General features: G+C 71.9%; 13 protein-coding genes. 3 read left to right on the top strand and 10 right to left on the bottom strand.

Annotated features, from left to right (window positions below; all coding sequences use genetic code 11):
• Nucleotides 1–2: 2 nt before the first annotated feature.
• From ACZ45Q_RS11170 to ACZ45Q_RS11160, 3 genes are all read right to left on the bottom strand, one after another.
• A complete protein-coding gene (locus tag ACZ45Q_RS11170) occupies nucleotides 3–1,331 on the bottom strand; it encodes an ABC transporter substrate-binding protein (RefSeq protein WP_468258197.1) in 1,329 nt (442 codons plus the stop codon).
• Nucleotides 1,332–1,368: 37 nt separating this feature from the next.
• Nucleotides 1,369–2,997 (bottom strand): glycoside hydrolase family 13 protein, encoded by a 1,629-nt coding sequence (locus tag ACZ45Q_RS11165; RefSeq protein ID WP_468258194.1) that lies wholly within the window; start codon nucleotides 2,995–2,997, stop codon nucleotides 1,369–1,371.
• Nucleotides 2,998–3,193: 196 nt separating this feature from the next.
• Nucleotides 3,194–4,465, bottom strand: a complete 1,272-nt coding sequence (locus ACZ45Q_RS11160) for an ABC transporter substrate-binding protein (RefSeq protein ID WP_468258192.1) — start codon at nucleotides 4,463–4,465, stop codon at nucleotides 3,194–3,196.
• A 150-nt stretch (nucleotides 4,466–4,615) separates the two neighbouring features.
• Between ACZ45Q_RS11160 and ACZ45Q_RS11155 the strand changes: the two genes are divergently transcribed.
• The 3 genes from ACZ45Q_RS11155 (at nucleotide 4,616) to ACZ45Q_RS11145 (ending at nucleotide 8,367) form a co-directional block, all read left to right on the top strand.
• Nucleotides 4,616–5,131, top strand: coding sequence for a PadR family transcriptional regulator (locus ACZ45Q_RS11155; RefSeq protein ID WP_468258190.1), 516 nt, complete (start codon nucleotides 4,616–4,618; stop codon nucleotides 5,129–5,131).
• On the top strand, nucleotides 5,128–5,880 hold the full coding sequence (locus ACZ45Q_RS11150; protein WP_468258187.1) for an ABC transporter ATP-binding protein: 753 nt from the start codon (nucleotides 5,128–5,130) through the stop codon (nucleotides 5,878–5,880). Before ACZ45Q_RS11155 ends, ACZ45Q_RS11150 begins: the two co-directional genes overlap by 4 nt.
• 204 nt (nucleotides 5,881–6,084) lie before the next feature.
• Nucleotides 6,085–8,367: an FtsX-like permease family protein gene (locus tag ACZ45Q_RS11145; RefSeq protein WP_468258184.1), complete on the top strand. Its 2,283-nt coding sequence runs from the start codon at nucleotides 6,085–6,087 to the stop codon at nucleotides 8,365–8,367.
• A gap of 34 nt (nucleotides 8,368–8,401) precedes the next feature.
• Here ACZ45Q_RS11145 and pgi read toward each other — a convergent pair whose 3' ends face one another.
• The 7 genes from pgi to ACZ45Q_RS11110 all read right to left on the bottom strand — a co-directional run bounded on the left by pgi (nucleotide 8,402) and on the right by ACZ45Q_RS11110 (nucleotide 17,394).
• Nucleotides 8,402–10,054: a glucose-6-phosphate isomerase gene (gene pgi / locus ACZ45Q_RS11140; RefSeq protein WP_468258181.1), complete on the bottom strand. Its 1,653-nt coding sequence runs from the start codon at nucleotides 10,052–10,054 to the stop codon at nucleotides 8,402–8,404.
• An 87-nt stretch (nucleotides 10,055–10,141) separates the two neighbouring features.
• Nucleotides 10,142–10,477: an RNA polymerase-binding protein RbpA gene (locus tag ACZ45Q_RS11135; protein WP_119105043.1), complete on the bottom strand. Its 336-nt coding sequence runs from the start codon at nucleotides 10,475–10,477 to the stop codon at nucleotides 10,142–10,144.
• Between the two features lie 213 nt (nucleotides 10,478–10,690).
• A complete protein-coding gene (secG, locus tag ACZ45Q_RS11130; RefSeq protein WP_468258595.1) occupies nucleotides 10,691–10,921 on the bottom strand; it encodes a preprotein translocase subunit SecG in 231 nt (76 codons plus the stop codon).
• Between the two features lie 107 nt (nucleotides 10,922–11,028).
• Complete coding sequence (gene tpiA / locus ACZ45Q_RS11125; protein ID WP_468258177.1) at nucleotides 11,029–11,805, bottom strand: triose-phosphate isomerase; 777 nt, start codon at nucleotides 11,803–11,805, stop codon at nucleotides 11,029–11,031.
• Between the two features lie 3 nt (nucleotides 11,806–11,808).
• Nucleotides 11,809–13,020, bottom strand: coding sequence for a phosphoglycerate kinase (locus ACZ45Q_RS11120; RefSeq protein ID WP_468258174.1), 1,212 nt, complete (start codon nucleotides 13,018–13,020; stop codon nucleotides 11,809–11,811).
• Nucleotides 13,021–13,155: 135 nt separating this feature from the next.
• Nucleotides 13,156–14,163: a type I glyceraldehyde-3-phosphate dehydrogenase gene (gap, locus tag ACZ45Q_RS11115; RefSeq protein ID WP_468258171.1), complete on the bottom strand. Its 1,008-nt coding sequence runs from the start codon at nucleotides 14,161–14,163 to the stop codon at nucleotides 13,156–13,158.
• A gap of 228 nt (nucleotides 14,164–14,391) precedes the next feature.
• On the bottom strand, nucleotides 14,392–17,394 hold the full coding sequence (locus ACZ45Q_RS11110; RefSeq protein WP_468258168.1) for a M14 family metallopeptidase: 3,003 nt from the start codon (nucleotides 17,392–17,394) through the stop codon (nucleotides 14,392–14,394).
• Between the last annotated feature and the right edge of the window lie 320 nt (nucleotides 17,395–17,714).

Here is a 17,714-nt window from a genome sequence, read left to right as displayed (position 1 = left end):
GGTCAGTCCTTGTAGGCCTTGGCCGCGGCGGCCTCGAGCTTCGCCGCGGTCGCCTTCGGGTCGGACGGGTCGCGCAGGAAGTCCTGCAGGATCGCCCACTCGCCGGTGCCCTTGGTGCCGCCGAAGGCCGCCGGGGCCTGGTCGGACATGTCGAAGCGGACCGAGTCGCCGGCCTCGACGAGGGACTCGGCGGTCGACCGGGTGACGTCGTCGCCGTAGGAGGCGAGGTCGACCTTCTTGTTCGGGGAGAGGAACCCGCCCGCCTCGGCCCAGACCTCCGCGGCCTCGGGCGTGGCCAGGTACTCCAGGAGCGCCATGCCGGCCTCGGCGTTCTTGCCGTCCTTCAGGACGACGGCCGCGTCACCGCCGCTGACCACGGGTGCCTTGCCGCCCTCGACGGCCGGGAACGGGAAGAAGTCCGCGTCCTCGCCGATCGCCTTGCCGAACTGGTCCTTGGCGACACCGGCCACGAAGTCGCCCTCGTAGACCATGCCGGCCTCGGGCTCGGGGCCGAAGACCTTCTCCACGGAGCCGGGGAAGTCGGTGGTCAGGGCGCCCTTCTGGCCGCCGGCGATGAGCTGCTCGTCCTGGAAGAGCTCGCCGAGCGTGGTGAGGGCCTTCACCACGCTGGCGTCGGTCCACTTCAGCTCGTGGGCGGCGAGGGCGTCGTACTTCTCGGGGCCGGCCTGGGAGAGGTAGACGTTCTCGAACCAGTCGGTGAGCGTCCAGCCGTCCTGCCCGGCGACGGCGAAGGCGGCGAGCCCGGAGTCGGAGACGGTGCGCCCGGCCTCCAGCATCTCGTCGTACGTCGTCGGCGGCTTCACGCCGGCCTGGTCGAGGGCGTCGGGGCTGTACCAGACGGTCGACTTGTGGGCGGCCTTGAAGTACAGGCCGTAGAGGGTGCCGTCGACGCTGCCGTAGTTCTTCCAGACCTCGGCGAAGTTGGCGTCGACGGCCTTCTGCGTCGTGTCGGACAGCGGCTTGAGCCAGCCCGCCTCGGCGAACTGCTGGAGCACGCCGACCTGCGGGACCATCACGACGTCGGGGGCGTTGCCGCCCTCGATCTTGCTGCCGACGACGGTGGAGACGTTGTCGCCGGTGGAGACGAACTCGGTCTTCGCGCCGGTCTTCTCGGTGAAGGCGTCCAGCACCTTCTGGAAGTTCTTCTGCTCGGTGCCGGACCAGACACCGGCGACGGTGACCGTCTGACCGCTGTACGGCTTGTCGCCGCCGCCGGCCGTGACGGGGTCGCCGCCGCCGCAGGCGGTCGCGCCGAGGGCGAGCACCAGGGCGGTGCAGCCGGTGAGCAGGGTGGTACGTCGTCGCATCATCGTCGATGTCCCTTCGGGTTGGGGTGACGCGGGAGGGTCACAGGCCGGCGTCGGCGATCCACCAGGCCGCCGTGGAGCCGGGCAGTACGCCGGCCGGGCAGGGGCTGCTGGACAGCAGCGGAGTGCCCGGGGCCGGTGCGGGGGTGGGGGCGGTGCCGAAGTTGACGGCGCAGACCAGGCCGTCGCCGCGGACGAAGGCGAGCACGCCGGGCGGGGTGTCCAGCCAGCGCAGCGTGCCCTCGCCCAGCTGCGGCAGGGCGGAGCGCAGGTGCAGGCCGTCGCGATAGAGGTGCCAGAAGGAGCGGGTGTCGGCCAGTGCCCGGTCGGTGGCGTACTCGGCGAACCAGTCCGGCTGCGGCAGCCAGGGCCGGGCGCCCTCGGTGCCGGAGGTGAAGCCGAACGGGGAGGCCTGTCCGGACCAGGGCAGCGGCACCCGGCAGCCGTCGCGGACGCGGGCCCGGCTGCCGGTGCGGTGGAAGATCGGGTCGGTGAGCACGTCGTCGGGCAGGTCGACGACCTCGGGCAGACCCAGTTCCTCGCCCTGGTAGATGTACGCGGCGCCGGGCAGCGCCAGCATCAGCAGCGCGGCGGCGCGGGCGCGGGCGGCGCCGAGGCCGCTGCCGCCGGGGGCGGGCTCGCCGTAGCGGGTGACGGTGCGGACCTGGTCGTGGTTGTTGAGCACCCAGGTGACCGTCGAGCCGGTGCCGGCGATGTCCTGCATGGCCTCGGAGATGACCTTGCGGAAGGCGTCGGGGTCCCAGGGGGCGCCGAGGAGGTCGAAGAAGAAGGCCTGGTGGAGTTCGTCGGGGCGGACGTAGCGGGCGTGTTCGCGGGCGGAGGGGACGGAGACCTCGCCGACCAGGAGCCGTTCGCGGCCGTCGCGGGCGGTGTACTCCTCGCACACCGACCGCCAGTGCCGCCAGACGTCGTGCACCTCGGGCTGGTTCCAGGCCAGCGGGTTGACCGAGTCGCGGGTGCGGGCGTCGGCCTCCGGGTCCGGGGAGTCGGGCAGTCCGGGGTGCTTGAAGAGGCCGGCGGCGACGTCGATGCGGAAGCCGTCGACGCCCCGGTCGAGCCAGAAGCGGAGTATCCGGTCGAACTCGGCGGCGACCCCGGGGTTGCGCCAGTTCCAGTCGGGCTGCTCGGGCGTGAACATGTGCAGGTACCACTGGCCTGGCCGGCCGTCGGCCTCGGTGACGCGGGTCCAGGCCGGGCCGCCGAACATGGCGTGCCAGTTGTTGGGCGGCTCGGCGCCGTCGGGTCCGCGGCCGTCGGCGAAGTGGAAGCGGGCGCGGGCCGGGCTGCCGGGCGGGGAGGCCAGCGCCTCGCGGAACCACGGGTGCTCGCTGGAGCAGTGGTTGGGGACGATGTCCAGCAGCACCCGGACGCCCAGCCGCCGGGCCGCCGTCACCAGCGCGTCGAACTCGGCGAGGTCGCCGAAGAGCGGGTCGACCTCGCAGTAGTCGGCGACGTCGTAGCCGTGGTCGTGCTGCGGCGAGGGGTAGAAGGGGCTCAGCCAGATCCCGTCCACGCCGAGCTTGCGCAGATACGGCAGTCCGGCCCGCACGCCGGCGAGATCACCGACCCCGTCGCCGGTCGAGTCGAGGAAGCTGCGGACGTAGACCTGATAGATCACCGCGTCCCGCCACCAGTGGTGCGTGTTCACCCGTTGGCCTGTCTGTCGAGCTGACGGTTATGCATGCATGTTAAGTAGCGGTGTCGAGCGGGTGTCAACGAACGTACCGAAGCTACCGAGGAGTTGAGCAGAACAAAGCAGGAGCAATACGGGCAATACGCAAGGGAATGAGATGTGCGCGTTACCTAACAGGTAACTAGAGGAGGAGGGTGCTGGGCCGCCCGGCTCAGCGGCGGGAGATCGCGGCCAGCTCCCGCGCCAGCCGGCGGACGGCGCTCTCGGGCGTCCCGCGCCCCGCCATGGCGTCGTGCACGACCGCCTGGACGGCCAGACTGACCTGGTCGTACTGCGGGCTCTTGGGGCGCGGCGCGGCGGCCAGCACGCTCTGGCGCAGGGTCGGCAGATACGGGAACGCCTCGATCAGCTCCGGGTCCTCGTACAGATCTGCCCGTACGGGCGGCAGCGCCCCGCGGGTGAGGACCTGGCGCTGGACGCGCTCACCGGTGAGGTACGCCAGCAGCCGGGCGGCCGAGTCGGGGTGGCGCGCATGGGTGCTGACGGCGAGGTTGGAGCCGCCGAGGACGCTGGTGCCGGGACCGTCCGGGCCGGGCAGCGGTACCGCACCGACCTTGCCGGCGACCTTGGAGCCGGGGGCCGAGGCGCCGACGTAGGCGTAGGGCCAGTTGCGCAGGAAGAGCAGGCGGCCGTCCTGGAAGGCCCGCTTGGACTCCTCCTCCTTGTAGGCCAGCGCCTCCTTCGGTATCCAGCCCTCGCGCACCCCGCGCACCAGGAACCCGATGCCCCGCCGGGCCGCCGCCGAGTCCACGGTGACCCGCTCGCCCTCGTCGCCGAGGATCGTGCCGCCGGCCGAGTAGACGGCCTCGGCGGCGTTGACGGTGAGGCCCTCGTAGGGCAGGAACTGGCCCGCGTAGCCGTCGAGGCCGTGCTTCGGGGCGATGGTGCTCGCCTGCCGTTCCAGCTCCGCCCAGGTGCGCGGGGGCGCGACGCCCTCGGCGGCGAGGACGTCCTTGCGGTACAGGAGCAGCCCGGCGTTGGTGACGTACGGCACGGCGTACAGCCGTCCGTCGTAGGTGGCGGTGCCGACCACCGGCGGCAGGAAGGTGTCGAGCGGGAAGCGGTCGCGGGGCAGCGGGCGTATCCAGCCCGCCGCGGCGAACTCGGAGGTCCAGTTGACGTCGATGTTGAGGACGTCGAACCGGTGGCGGTCGCCGTCGCGCAGGTCGGTGGCCATCTGGGCGCGGGTCTCGTCGGCCGAGTCGGGCAGCTCGACGAGCGTGACCTTCTCGTCGGGGTGGGCCCGGTTCCAGCCCTGGAGGAGGGGTCCGAGATAGTTGGTGAGGTCGCCGGCGGTGGCCAGCGTCAGCGGCCCGCGGCCGTCCGCGGAGCCCTCGTCGGCGCGGGCGCCGGAGGCGACGTAGCCGGTCAGGACCACGACGAGGACGAGGAGGCCCCTTCCGGCGGCGCGTATCCACCGCATAGGTTCCTCCTGGCACGACCTCGCACACCGGGGCACACCACGGGCGGCACCGGCACCGGGCCGCTTCGCCCGGCTGGAGGACATGTATACCCGTTAGGTATGCGCGATACTAGGGTCTGCGGCACATGACGAGAACAGGAGGACCGCCGAGTGCGCCTGCCCCTCCTGGCCCTTCTCGCGCGCGGCCCCGCCCACGGCTACGAGCTGAAGCAGGACCTTGAGCAACTGCTGGGCTCCGCGTACCCTCAGCCGAACGTCGGCCAGATCTACGTCACCCTCGGCCGTCTCGAGAAGACGGGACTGATCGAGGGCGAGGACGTCGAGCAGTCGAGCCGGCCCAACAAGAAGGTCTACCACCTCACCGACGCCGGTCGGGAGGAGCTGCGCGCCTGGTACGAGGAGACGGCCGACGAGCCGCGGGTGCGGGACGAGTTCTTCATGAAGCTCGCCCTCGCGCCGCAGACCGGCCTCGCCGACCAGATCGCCCTCATCAACAGGCAGCGGCGGCAGTACCTCAACACGATGCGGCAGCTGTCGAAGCTGGCCGCCGCCGAAGACCGGGACAACCGCATCGCGCACCTGCTGATCGAGGGCGCGATGCTGCACCTCCAGGCCGACCTCGACTGGCTGGAGCGGTGCCAGGAAGAGCTGGAGGAGCTGGAGTGAGCGAGGTCTCCGCTCCGGTGCTGTGCGCCGAGGGCCTGGTCAAGACGCACCACGGCGAGGGGGCGCCGGCCCGTGCCGTGCGCGGGGTGGACCTGTCCGTGCGGCGCGGCGAGTTCGTCGCGGTCACCGGCCCGTCCGGGGCCGGCAAGTCGACGCTGCTGCACCTGCTCGGCGGTCTCCAGAAGCCCGACTCCGGAAGCATCCGGCTGGACGGCGAGTCCACGGACGGCTGGTCCCAGGCGCGCTGGGCGGTGGAGCGCAGGAAGCGCATCGGGATCGTCTTCCAGTTCTTCAACCTGGTGTCGAACCTCTCCGTCGCCGACAACGTCGAGCTGCCCGCCCTGCTCGCCGGGGCGTCGCCGAAGCGGGCCCGCGCCGAGCGGGAGGAGCTGCTCGCCGAGCTGGGCCTCGCGGGCAAGGAGCGCAGCATGCCCGGCGAACTGTCCGGCGGCGAGCAGCAGCGGGTCGCCCTGGCCCGGGCGCTGGTCAACCACCCGCCGCTGCTGCTGGCCGACGAGCCCGCGGGCAGCCTGGACAGCAAGGGCACCCGCGAGGTGATGCGGCTGCTGTCCCGCTTCCACCAGCGTGGCCAGACGATCGTGCTGGTCACGCACGACGCCCGGCTGGCGAGCGCCGCGGACCGGGTGATCAGCTTCTTCGACGGGCGCATAGCCGACGACGCCGAGCTGGACGGCGGCCCGCCACCGCGCCGCGCCGGCACCTCCGGCGTACTGGAGCTCAGGGACTGACATGAGCCTCCGGACCGACCTCCGCCCCACGACCGCCGGCCCCGCCGACCGGACGGGCCCGGCCCCCAGGCCCGGCCTGCCCGCTCCGACGCCCCCCGTCACCGGCCCGCCCGGCCTACGCCCCGGCGCGGCCTCACGCCCCACGACCGGCCCGCACCCCACCACCGGCGTGGGCGGTCGCGGCCTCGTGAGGGGCTGAGGACCGTGCGAGCCACTCTTCGCTGGGCCCACTCCGACCTGCGCGCGCACCGTGGCGAGGCCCTCTTCCTGGTGCTGGCGACCGCGGGCATCGTCGCCTCGCTGCTGTTGGCCACCGCCCTGTTCGGCTACGCCACCAACCCGTGGCAGCGCGTCTTCACCCAGGCGCGCGGCGCCCACGTCTGGCTGCACACCACCCCGGCCGCCGGCACTGGCGAACTGGCGGCTCTGGACGGTGTGGAATCCGTCGCCGGCCCCTACCCCACCGCCCAGACCACCGTCGCCGTGCGCGGCAGCCGCGCCTCCGTCGAGCTGCGCGGCACCGCCGAACGGCCCTCCGTGGGCCGCCCGCTGATCACCGCCGGGGACTGGCTCGACCCCGCGGACCCCGACGGCGTCGTCCTGGAGAGCCGGCTGGCCCGCGCCCTGCTGGCGCAGCCCGGCGACACCCTCACCCTGCCGGGCACGGCCCGGACCCTGACGGTGGCCGGTATCGCCGACAGCCCCGAGCGGCGCTACCGGCCCGGCGAGCAGCCGGGCCTGGTCTGGGCGCCGCCGGCGGCCGTGCCCGACCCGGACGGCCAGGTGGTCGGGCTGCGGCTGACCGAGCCCGACGACACCGGCTACGCCGTGCAGCGCGCGGTCACCGTGCTGGGCGCCGGCGCGATCGGGACGGTCTCCACCTGGGAACAGGCGCGGGCCGAGGCGCAGGGCGACAACCGGCTGCTCGGCCAGGTGCTGGGCCTGTTCGGCCTGGGCGCGCTGCTCGCCGCCGGGCTGGCGGTGCACGGGGCGATCGGCACCCGCATCCGCGGTCATCTGCGGGACATCTCGGTGCTGAAGGCGATCGGGTTCACGCCCGGCCAGGTGGTCCGGGTGTTCCTGCTCCAGCACCTGGCCTACGCGCTGCTGGGCGCCGTGGCCGCCGCCGCGCTCACCCAGGCCCTGGGCAGCGGCATCCCGGGGCGGCTCGGGGACGCGGTCGGCGTGTGGCAGGGCCTGCCCGGGCACACGGTGGCGCTGTTCGCGGTGCCGGCGGCCGTGGTGCTGTTCATCGGCGCGACGACCGGGCTCGCGGCCTGGCGGGCGGGCCGGGTGCCGCCGGTGCCGGTGCCGCGTCCGCCGGCGGCGCAGGGCGGGCGGCTGTCCGGCCCGGCGCGCCGGGCGCTGGGGCTCGGGGTGCCGGCCGCGCTGGTGCTGGGCTGGCGTACGGCGTTCGCGCGCCGTACCCGCTCCCCCGCCACGGTCGCCCGGCTGGCGCTGCCGCTGCTGCTGATCGTGGTGGCGATGAGCGCCTGGAGCACGATCGACCGCTTCCACAGCCGTCCCGAGCAGATCGGTCTGCCCGCCGCGCTCACCGTCCGCGCGGACGCCGGCCTGGACGACGCGGACGTACGGGCGCTGCTGGAGCGCGACCCGCAGGTCGCCGCCGCCCACCCGGGCGTGGAGGTGGCCGCGCTGGTGCCGGGCCAGACGGCGACCATCGCCCTGCGCGGCCTCGGCACCCGCGCGGCTCCCTACCCGTACGCCCTGGCCGAGGGCCGGGCCGCGACCGGTCCCGACGAGGCGGTGGCCGGGCAGGGGCTGCTCGACCTGCTGGACGTGCGGGTCGGCGACTGGGTGCGGATGACCGTCGGCGACACGCCGCAGATCCTGCACATCGTGGGCCGCAGCATCGAGCCGGAGAACGCCGGGCGAGTGGTCTCGACGTCCCTGGACACCCTGCGCGAGAACGACCCGGGGCTCCGGCCGACCTTCCATCAGGTCACGCTCGATTCCGGCGCCGATCCGCAGCGGGTCGCCGGGCGCCTGGCCGAGGCCGGGCAGGGCCGGCTGGACGTGCACGCCGTCACCAACCCGGCGGACGGGCTGTCCTCCCTGCGCGGGGTGGTCCTCGGACTGATCGCCGTGCTCGCGCTGATCGGGCTGCTCGAGCTGCTCACCGCGATCGGCGGCACGGTCCGCGACGGCGAGCGGGACCTGCTGGCGCTGAAGGCGATCGGCCTGTCCCCGCGGCAGATCACCGCGATCACGGTCACGGCCACCGGCTGTACCGCGCTGGCGGCCGTGATCCTCGCCACCGCCCTGGGGCTGCCGCTCGCGCGCTGGCTGATCGACGCCCAGGGCGCGTCCAGCGGCATCGGCGCCGGGATCGCGCGGAGCCCCGCCCCCGTGCTGCTGCTGGCGCTCGGCGCGGGCGCGGTGCTCGGCGCGACGGCGCTCGCCGCCCTCCCGGCGTCCCGCGCCGCGCGCCGCCGGCTGGCGGACACGCTGAGCGCGGTGGCCTGACGGCGGCGGGCGGCCCGGGCGCGGGGCCGGACGGTCAGGACCGGCCGCGCAGCTCCCGGTAGGCGGCGACGAGGGCCCGGGTGGAGGCGTCCAGACCGGGTACGTCGGCGCCCTCGGTCAGGGCGGGTTCGACACGCTTGGCGAGGACCTTGCCGAGTTCCACGCCCCACTGGTCGAAGGAGTCGACGTTCCACACGGCGCCCTGCACGAACACCTTGTGCTCGTAGAGGGCGACGAGCTGGCCCAGGACCGACGGCGTCAGCTCGCGCGCCAGGATGGTGGTCGTCGGGTGGTTGCCCTTGAAGGTCTTGTGGGGCACCAGCTCCTCGGACGCCCCCTCCGCCCGCACCTCGTCCGGCGTCTTGCCGAACGCCAGCGCCTGGGTCTGCGCGAAGAAGTTGGCCATCAGCAGGTCGTGCTGCGCCTTCAGTTCCTCGCTCAGCTCGGCCACCGGCCGGGCGAACCCGATGAAGTCGGCCGGGACCAGCTTGGTGCCCTGGTGGAGCAGCTGGTAGTAGGCGTGCTGCCCGTTGGTGCCGGGCGTCCCCCACACGATCGGCCCGGTCTGCCAGTCGACCTCGCGCCCGTCCCGGTCGACGTACTTGCCGTTGGACTCCATGTCGAGCTGCTGGAGATAGGCGGTGAACTTCGACAGGTAGTGCGAGTACGGCAGCACCGCGTGCGACTGGGCGCCCAGGAAGTTGCCGTACCAGATGCCCAGCAGGCCGAGCAGCAGCGGGGCGTTGGACTCGGCGGGCGCGGTGCGGAAGTGCTCGTCGACGAGGCGGAAGCCGTCGAGCATCTCCCGGAAGCGGTCCGGGCCGATGGCGATCATCAGGGAGAGGCCGATCGCCGAGTCGTAGGAGTAGCGGCCGCCGACCCAGTCCCAGAACTCGAACATGTTGGCCGTGTCGATGCCGAACTCCGCGACCTTCTCGGCATGGGTCGACAGGGCGACGAAGTGCCGGGCGACGGCGGCCTCGTCACCGAGCGCGCCGAGCAACCAGCTGCGCGCGGAGGTGGCGTTGGTGACCGTCTCGATGGTCGTGAAGGTCTTCGACGCGATGATGAACAGGGTCTCGGCCGGGTCCAGGTCCCGCAGCGCCTCGTGCAGGTCGGCGCCGTCGACGTTGGAGACGAAACGGACGGTCAGGTCGCGGTCGGTGAAGGCGCGCAGCACCTCGTACGCCATGGCCGGGCCGAGGTCGGAGCCGCCGATGCCGACGTTGACGACGTTCCTGATGCGCCGGCCGGTGTGGCCGGTCCAGGCGCCGGAGCGGACCCGCTCGGCGAAGCCCGCCATCTTGTCGAGGACGGCGTGCACCTTGGGCACCACGTTCTCGCCGTCGACCTCGACCACCGCGTCCCGCGGGGCGCGCAGGGCGGTGTGCAGCACCGCCCGGTCCTCGGTGACGTTGATCTTCTCGCCGCGGAACATGGCGTCGCGCAGCCCGAAGACGTCGGTGGCGGCGGCCAGCTCCCGCAGCAACCGCAGGGTCTCGTCGGTGACGAGGTGCTTGGAGTAGTCGATGAGCAGGTCACCGACCTGGAGCGAGTAGCCGGAGCCGCGCCCGGGGTCCGCCGCGAACAGATCCCGCAGATGGGTGTCCGCGAACTCTTCACGGTGCTTGGCCAGAGCGGTCCACTCGGGTGTCTGATTCAGCCTGGTACGGCCGTCTGCGTTCATGGCCCCAACCTAGTTGATCGGCACCTGCGTTCCGAACGCCGAGCGGCTTCGCCGGGCACCGCTCCATGCCCGGCCGGACACCGACTCCTAGATCTCGCCCCGCAGTTTGGCGAGTGCCTCGGCGAGGATCGCCTCGCCGTCCGCGTCGCTGCGACGCTCGCGCACATACGCCAGGTGCGTCTTGTAGGGCTCGGTGCGCGGGGGGTCCGGCGGGTTGTCCCGGTCCTGCCCGGCCGGGAAGCCGCAGCGCGGGCAGTCCCAGGTCTCGGGCACCTGCGCGTCGCTGGCGAAGCTCGGCTGGGTTTCGTGTCCGTTGGAGCACCAGAAGGAGACGCGCAGGCGGGGCGCGGACTCGCCGCGCTCGGCCTCGCCCATCGGCCCCGCACCGACCCGGCTTCCCCGGATCGCGTTGCCACTTGCCACGGTCGTAACTCCCTGCGTGATGGTGCCGCGAAGCGAGTCGGCGTTCCGCTTCGCTGCGAGCGCCTCAGTCTACGTAAGGCCCAACGCGCGTCCAGTGAGCGGAGTTACCACCGCTCAGACGGCGCAGGCCCCATGATAGGCCGCGCATCGAGGCGCGGACCCGGACATGGGGCCTTACGAACGGAGGGACGTGCCCTCGGGGCGTCTGCGTCTTCAGTTGTTGGCCTTGATGAGCAGGCCGAGGACGACGATGCACGCGACCCACACCAGACCGACCACCACGGTGATCCGGTCGAGGTTGCGCTCGGCGACCGAGGAGCCGCCGACGGAGGACTGCATGCCGCCACCGAACATGTCGGAGAGGCCGCCGCCCTTCCCCTTGTGCATCAGCACCAGCAGCATCAGCAGCAGGCTGAAGACGATCAGGGCGATGGAGAACCCCATAACCACGGCTGGACCAACTTCCTCGGATTCGGATGGACGACGGGGGCACGGTGGGAGTGGGCCACCATGCCCCCGCAAGGGTACGACGTAACGCCGCTACCGCATACTCACTGGTCGCGGAAGCGCACGATCTTGACGAACTCGTCGGCGTCCAGGGAGGCGCCGCCGACCAGGGCGCCGTCGATGTCGGCCTGCGCCATGATCTCGGCGACGTTGCCGGACTTGACCGAGCCGCCGTACTGGATGCGCACCTTGTCGGCGACCTCCTGCGAGTACAGCTCGGCGATCTTGCCGCGGATGGCGGCGCAGACCTCCTGGGCGTCCTCGGCGCCGCAGACCTTGCCGGTGCCGATGGCCCAGACCGGCTCGTAGGCGATCACAACGGTCTCGGCCTGCTCGGCGGGGACGTCCTTCAGACCGCCCTCGACCTGGGTGAGCGTGTGCGGGACGGCGTTGCCCGCCTCGCGGACCTCCAGCTCCTCGCCGACGCACAGGATCGGGGTGATGCCGTGCTTGTAGGCGGCCTTGACCTTGGCGTTGACGATCTCGTCGGTCTCGGCGTGGTACTGCCGGCGCTCGGAGTGGCCGATCGCGACGTACGTGCACTTCAGCTTGGCCAGCATCGGGCCGGAGATCTCGCCGGTGTAGGCGCCGCCGTCGTGGGCGGAGATGTCCTGGGCACCGTACTTGATCTTCAGCTTGTCGCCGTCGACCAGCGTCTGCACCGAGCGCAGGTCGGTGAAGGGCGGCAGGACGGCGACCTCGACGGCCTCGTAGTCCTTGTCGGCCAGGGCGAAGGCGAGCTTCTGGACGTGGGCGATGGCCTCCAGGTGGTTGAGGTTCATCTTCCAGTTGCCCGCCATCAGCGGCGTGCGCGTGCTCAAAGGTCAGTCCTCCAGTGCGGCGAGGCCGGGGAGCGTCTTGCCCTCGAGGTACTCGAGGGAGGCGCCGCCGCCGGTCGAGATGTGGCCGAATGCCTTTTCGTCGAAGCCGAGGGTGCGGACGGCCGCGGCGGAGTCGCCACCGCCGACCACGGAGAAGCCGTCGGAGTCGACGAGGGCCTGGGCGACCGCCTTGGTGCCCTCGGCGTAGTCGGGGTGCTCGAAGACGCCCATCGGGCCGTTCCAGAAGACGGTGGCCGCGTCGGCGAGCTTCGAGGCGTACAGCTTGCGGGTCTCGGGACCGATGTCCAGACCCTCCTGGTCGGCCGGGATGGCGTCCGCGGCGACGGTGGTGGGGTGGGCCGGGGCCTTGGTCTTCAGGTCCGGGAACTCGCCGGCCACGAGCGCGTCGACCGGCAGGACCAGCTCGACGCCCTGCTTCTCGGCGCGCTCCAGGTACTCCTTGACGGCCGGGATCTGGTCCTCCTGGAGGAGGGACCTGCCGACCTCGTAGCCCTTGGCCTTGAGGAAGGTGTAGGCCATGCCGCCGCCGATGAGGAGGCGGTCGGCCTTGCCGAGCAGCTGGTCGATGACGGCGAGCTTGTCGGAGACCTTGGCGCCGCCGAGGGCGACGACGTAGGGCCGCCGGACGTCCTCGGTGAGCTTCTTCAGGACGCCGACCTCGGTGGCGATGAGGTACCCGGCGTAGTGCGGGAGCTTCTTCGGCAGGTCGAAGACCGAGGCGTGCTTGCGATGCACGGCGCCGAAGCCGTCACCGACGTAGACGTCGGCGAGGCCGGCCAGCTTGTCGGCGAAGGCGGCGCGCTCGGCGTCGTCCTTGGACGTCTCGCCCGCGTTGAAGCGCAGGTTCTCGATGACCGCCACCCGCCCGTCGGCGAGGCCGGAGACGACGGACTCGGCGGAGGCGCCGACCGTGTCCTCGGCGAAGGCGACGTCGGCGCCGAGCAGCTCACCGAGGCGCTTCGCGGCCGGGGCCAGCGAGAAGGCCGGGTCCGGGGCGCCCTTGGGGCGGCCCAGGTGGGAGGCGACGATCACGCGTGCGCCCGCGTCGGCCAGGGCCTTGACGGTGGGCAGCACGGCGCGGATGCGGCCGTCGTCGGTGATGGTGGTGCCGTCCAGCGGCACGTTGAGGTCGGCGCGGACGAAGACACGCTTGCCCGCCACGCCGTCGGTAAGGAGTTCGTCGATCGTCTTCATGCAGGGCTCCCGGGGGCTCTTGATCGCTCGTGATCCTACGAGGACAGGTGGTGCTGGACGCGAGGCAGGGCCCGGACGGCGCGACGCTGCGCTGCCCGAGCCCTGCTACCGCATCGAGATGCCTGCTTCAGGCGATCAGAGCTGGTTGCCGACGAAGACCGTGAGGTCGACGAGGCGGTTGGAGTAGCCCCACTCGTTGTCGTACCAGCCGATGACCTTCACGTTCTTGCCCTCCTGGACCATGGTCAGGGAGGAGTCGAAGGTGCAGGACGCGGGGGCGTTGACGATGTCGGAGGAGACGATGGCGTCCTCGGTGTACTCGAGGTAGCCCTTCAGCTCGCCCTCGGCGGCCTTCTGGAAGGCGGCGTTGACCTCTTCCTTGGTGACCTCGCGGGAGAGCTCGACCACCAGGTCGGTGACGGAGCCGGTCGGGACCGGGACGCGCATGGCCATGCCGTCCAGCTTGCCCTTGAGCTGCGGCAGCACCAGGGCGGTGGCCTTGGCGGCACCGGTGGTGGTCGGGATGATGTTCTCGGCGGCGGCACGGGCGCGGCGCAGGTCCTTGTGCGGGAAGTCCAGGATGCGCTGGTCGTTGGTGTACGCGTGCACCGTCGTCATCAGGCCCTTGACGATGCCGAAGTTCTCGTCGAGGACCTTCGCCATCGGCGCCACGCAGTTGGTGGTGCAGGAGGCGTTGGAGATGACGTGGTGGTTCGCCGGGTCGTACTGGTCCTGGTTGACGCCCATGACGAGGGTGATGTCCTCGTTCTTCGCGGGGGCGGAGATGATGACCTTCTTGGCGCCGCCGGCGATGTGCTTCTCGGCGTCTTCCTTCTTGGTGAAGATGCCGGTCGACTCGATGACGATGTCGACGCCCAGCTCGCCCCAGGGAATCTCGGCGGGGTTGCGCTCGGAGAGGACCTTGACGGTCTTGTCGCCGACGGTGATCGTGTCCTCGGTGTGCGAGACCTCCTGCTTGAGGCGGCCGAGGATGGTGTCGTACTTCAGCAGGTGAGCGGTGGTCGCGGTGTCACCCAGGTCGTTGACAGCCACGATCTCGATGTCTGCACCCTGCTCCAGCAGCGCGCGGAAGTAGTTACGACCGATGCGGCCGAAGCCGTTGATGCCTACGCGGATCGTCACGAACCGATCTCCTCGTTGGGTACGCCGGCCCGATGTGCCGGCGAGCTGTGTTTGGGATGTCCCCGACCGCCTACGACCCTACCTCTCCGGCGCCTCGTGAGTGACATCGAGACGGCCCATACACGGCACGGCGGTCCGTACCCGTCAGTAGGGGTACGGACCGCCCGCGGCCGGGGGACGGATCACCCGATTTCGCTACCGGACGTCAGCCCCTGCCGACCGGTCGGGTCACTCGTCCAGGGCTCTGAGCGCCTTCCTCATCAGGGCCGCCCGGTCGGCCGCCGAGGTGAGGTGTTCCAGGCCGAAGCCGAGCAGCACGGTGTCGTCCGTGGTGACGGCCGCGTGGGTGCGGAAGAGCGTTCCGGTGCGGGTCCAGTCCTTGCGGACGGCCGGGCTGCCCGGCGGCGGTCCGGCTGCCTGCCAGGCGCCCAGCGACGCCTCGAAGCCCTCGGTGCCGGTCGCGGTGCCGCCGACGACGAGCGCGGCCTCGTCGGCCAGCACGCCGCGTCCGCCGGTGCTGGGGTCGGTGACGTAGCTGATCGACACCTCGACAGTCTTCCCGGCGTACGCGCCGAGGCCGAACTCGACCTGCCGCCAGCCGCCGGAGGACCCGGTGAGGCTGTGCCACGCCCCGCTGGTGCCGGTCGGGGCGCATCCGTCGGAGGAGACCGTCAGGTACCGCTCCAGCCACGGGTGCCCGCCCACGTAGAACCCGGCCGCGCACTCGGCCGGGACGGCCGTGCCGGTGGCGCCGCCCGCCTCGGGGAGCGTCGTCCAGTCGTCGGACCCCGCGGTGCGGGCCTCGACCAGGACGTGGTCGTAGCCCTCCTCGGTGTCCCACAGCAGGTGGGTGCGCAGGGCAGGCTCGTCCGCCGCGCTCACGCCGCCGAGGTCGATGGTGCGGGTGAGGCGTTTGTAGGCGTCGTCGGTGTGAACGGCGGCGGCCATGAAGTCGCCCGCGTAGGGCCCGTACGGGTTGACGGTCCCGGCGAACTCCCCCGCACCCTCGCTCGCGAACTGCGGGTGGTCGGCGGCGGGCAGTTCGTCCGAGGTCACGCTGTACGTCCCGGCCCGGTCCAGCGGGTTGCCGGGGGCGTCGCCGAGCGGGCCGCCGGCGCCGTCGAGCCGGCCGGAGCCGGTGAAGGCGGTGGCGCCGGGGGTGGAGGTGCGGGTGTAGGCGCCCAGGTAGTACTGGCTGAAGTCGTTCGACAGGGTGCCGTCGCCGAGGTCGACGCTGCCGCCGGCCTGCTCGCCCGCCTCGATCAGCTTGCCGCCCTCGTTGAGGTACGCGCGGAGCTGGAGCTGGGTGGCGTTGCCCGGGGTGGCCGCTCCGGTGTAGTGGACGACCGTGTCGAAGTGGGACAGGACACCGAGCGCGTCGGGTGCGCCCCGCTCGGCGACGTCCCAGACCACGGCCCGGCGGCCGTCGGCCCGCAGCGCGTCCAGGTAGGCCTGGGCGTGTGCGGCCTTCGCGCCCTCCTCGGCGACGACGAGGACGTCGGCGCGGGGCCGTTCGGCGACGGTGTAGGTGAAGCGTTCACTGGTGACCGGATTGCCGTGCTTCCCGTACCGCCCGTGGCCCGTGCGGCCGGTGAACCACACCTCGACCTCGTCGCCCGGTTCCCCGTGCTTCACCCGGGCGCGGTACTCGTCGAAGTAGAGGTTGTCCTCGCCACCGTAGGTCTCGCCGCCCTTCCAGGGCCTGAGGGGCACGTCGTGCACCCGGCCGCCGTTGACGCGGTACTTCAGCTCCTTGTCGCGCACCGACTTGCGTACGACGACGGACACCTCCTGGTCGGCGCCGCGTCCGTACGACGTGGAGAACGCGGCCGGCGTGAAGTCCGCGGCCTCCGCGCCGACCGCGGAGTCGGGCCGGTCGGGGTGCGGGGCGGAGTCGGCGACGGACAGCGCGAACGGGACGTTCTTCTCGAACTCCTCCTGGATCAGCTTCTCGTCGTCCGGGAAGGTGAAGATGGAGCGGCAGTCGCGCGCCTCCCACTCGTCGTCCGGGTGGGCGTTGGAGATGGACTGGCAGGTCGACATCTCGGGGGTGAACATCGCCAGGCCGTTGACGTTCGCGGCGTGGCCGTCCGCCTCGCCGTTGGTGGTGTACAGCTCCGAGGAGACCTGCGGACGGTAGCCGGGGATCGCGGAGTTCTCCGGGGTTCCGGCGAGCGCTTTGTAGAGGACGTCGTCGGGGGTGTGGGTGGCGACCTGCCAGCCGACGCCGTAGAGGAGCAGTTCGGCGGCCGAGTGGTAGTTGATGCCGAACGTGAAGCCGATGCGCTTCTGGAAGGCGTCGATGGCCTTGGTCTCGGGCTCGGAGTTCGGGCCCGCGCCGCGGTAGGTCTGGCTGGTGGGGCTGGGGGACGAACCCTCGTCGTCGTAGCCCCACTTGTAGGCGAAGTTGCGGTTGAGGTCGACGCCGTCGCCGGTGGAGATCTCGCCGTCGCCGTTGACGTCCCGCAGGTTCTTGCGCCACAGGCGGTTGTCGTCGCTCTCGAAGGTGTAGTCGTAGCCGTCGGGGTTGGCCGACAGCACGAACCACAGTTCGGTGGAGTCGACGATCTTCTTGATCCGCCGGTCCTTCTTGTAGTTGTCCAGGTAGTAATGCATCAGCCGCCGGGTCATCTCCGGGGTGATCCACTCACGCGCGTGCTGGTTGGACATGTAGAGGACGGCGGGCTTGGCACCGTCCCGGGTCCGGTCGGCGTGTCTGGTGAGCTTCAGGGCCAGGATGTCCTGCCCCTTGATCGTCTTGCCGATGGAGACGACCTTGGTGAGGCGGGGGTGCTTCTGCGCGGTGCGGAGGATCTCCTCCTTCAGTCCGCCGCGTCCGCCGTACGGCCGGAAGACGCCGTCGGCGGCGGCATCGAGGCGTTTCTCGGCACCGGCGGGCAGGGTGTGCTCGGTGAGCCGGACCCCTTGCCGCTCCAGCTTCTCGGCCTGCTGTTCGGTGAGGTAGACCTCGACGGTGGCCGTGCCCTTGTCGGGTACCTGCTCGCCGAGTTCGTGGCCGTCCTGGCCGGCCGCCAGCAGCAGCGGTACCTGCCGCTGGGTGACGTCGGCGCGGAAGACCTTCACTTCGTCCGCGTCCGTGCCCTTGTCGGGGGACGCGGCTTCTCCGGGGCGTGCCTGGGCGGCGGGTTGCGCCTGTGCGACGGGTGCGAGGCCCGCTCCGCCGAGCAGGAGCGCGCCGAGAGCGAGGATCGATCTCGCTTTGTGTCTCATGAACCCCCCTTGCAGAGGTTCGCCACAGCAGCGAACAGGTTGCCAGGCTCATGACACTCGATGATCGAGTCAAGAGCGCGACTGCGACACGCACGGCACTTCCCGGTCACCCCTGCGCGGGGGCAGGGGTCACTCGGGTGGGGGGTGGTGGGGTGGGGGTCGGTGATGCGGAGCGCCGCCCGTGAGCCGCGCTCGGTCGGCACCAGCGGAGGCGGGGGGCGGGAGCGCCCGGCCCCACGGCCGGGGGAGGGCTGAGGCCCCACCCCCCCGCCCCCCCCCCCCTCCGCCCGGGGCAGAAGTGCCCCCAAGCGGCACAGGTG

It is taken from the genome of Streptomyces sp. NPDC031049 (assembly GCF_055571015.1).
This window is presented reverse-complemented; position numbering and strand designations above follow the sequence as displayed.

Coding starts and splice junctions, on each gene's coding strand:
- ACZ45Q_RS11110 (WP_468258168.1), bottom strand. CDS start 17,394: ATGAGACACAAAGCGAGATCGATCCTCGCTCTCGGCGCGCTCCTGCTC.
- secG (WP_468258595.1), bottom strand. CDS start 10,921: ATGGGGTTCTCCATCGCCCTGATCGTCTTCAGCCTGCTGCTGATGCTG.
- ACZ45Q_RS11160 (WP_468258192.1), bottom strand. CDS start 4,465: ATGCGGTGGATACGCGCCGCCGGAAGGGGCCTCCTCGTCCTCGTCGTG.
- ACZ45Q_RS11170 (WP_468258197.1), bottom strand. CDS start 1,331: ATGATGCGACGACGTACCACCCTGCTCACCGGCTGCACCGCCCTGGTG.
- ACZ45Q_RS11120 (WP_468258174.1), bottom strand. CDS start 13,020: ATGAAGACGATCGACGAACTCCTTACCGACGGCGTGGCGGGCAAGCGT.
- pgi (WP_468258181.1), bottom strand. CDS start 10,054: ATGAACGCAGACGGCCGTACCAGGCTGAATCAGACACCCGAGTGGACC.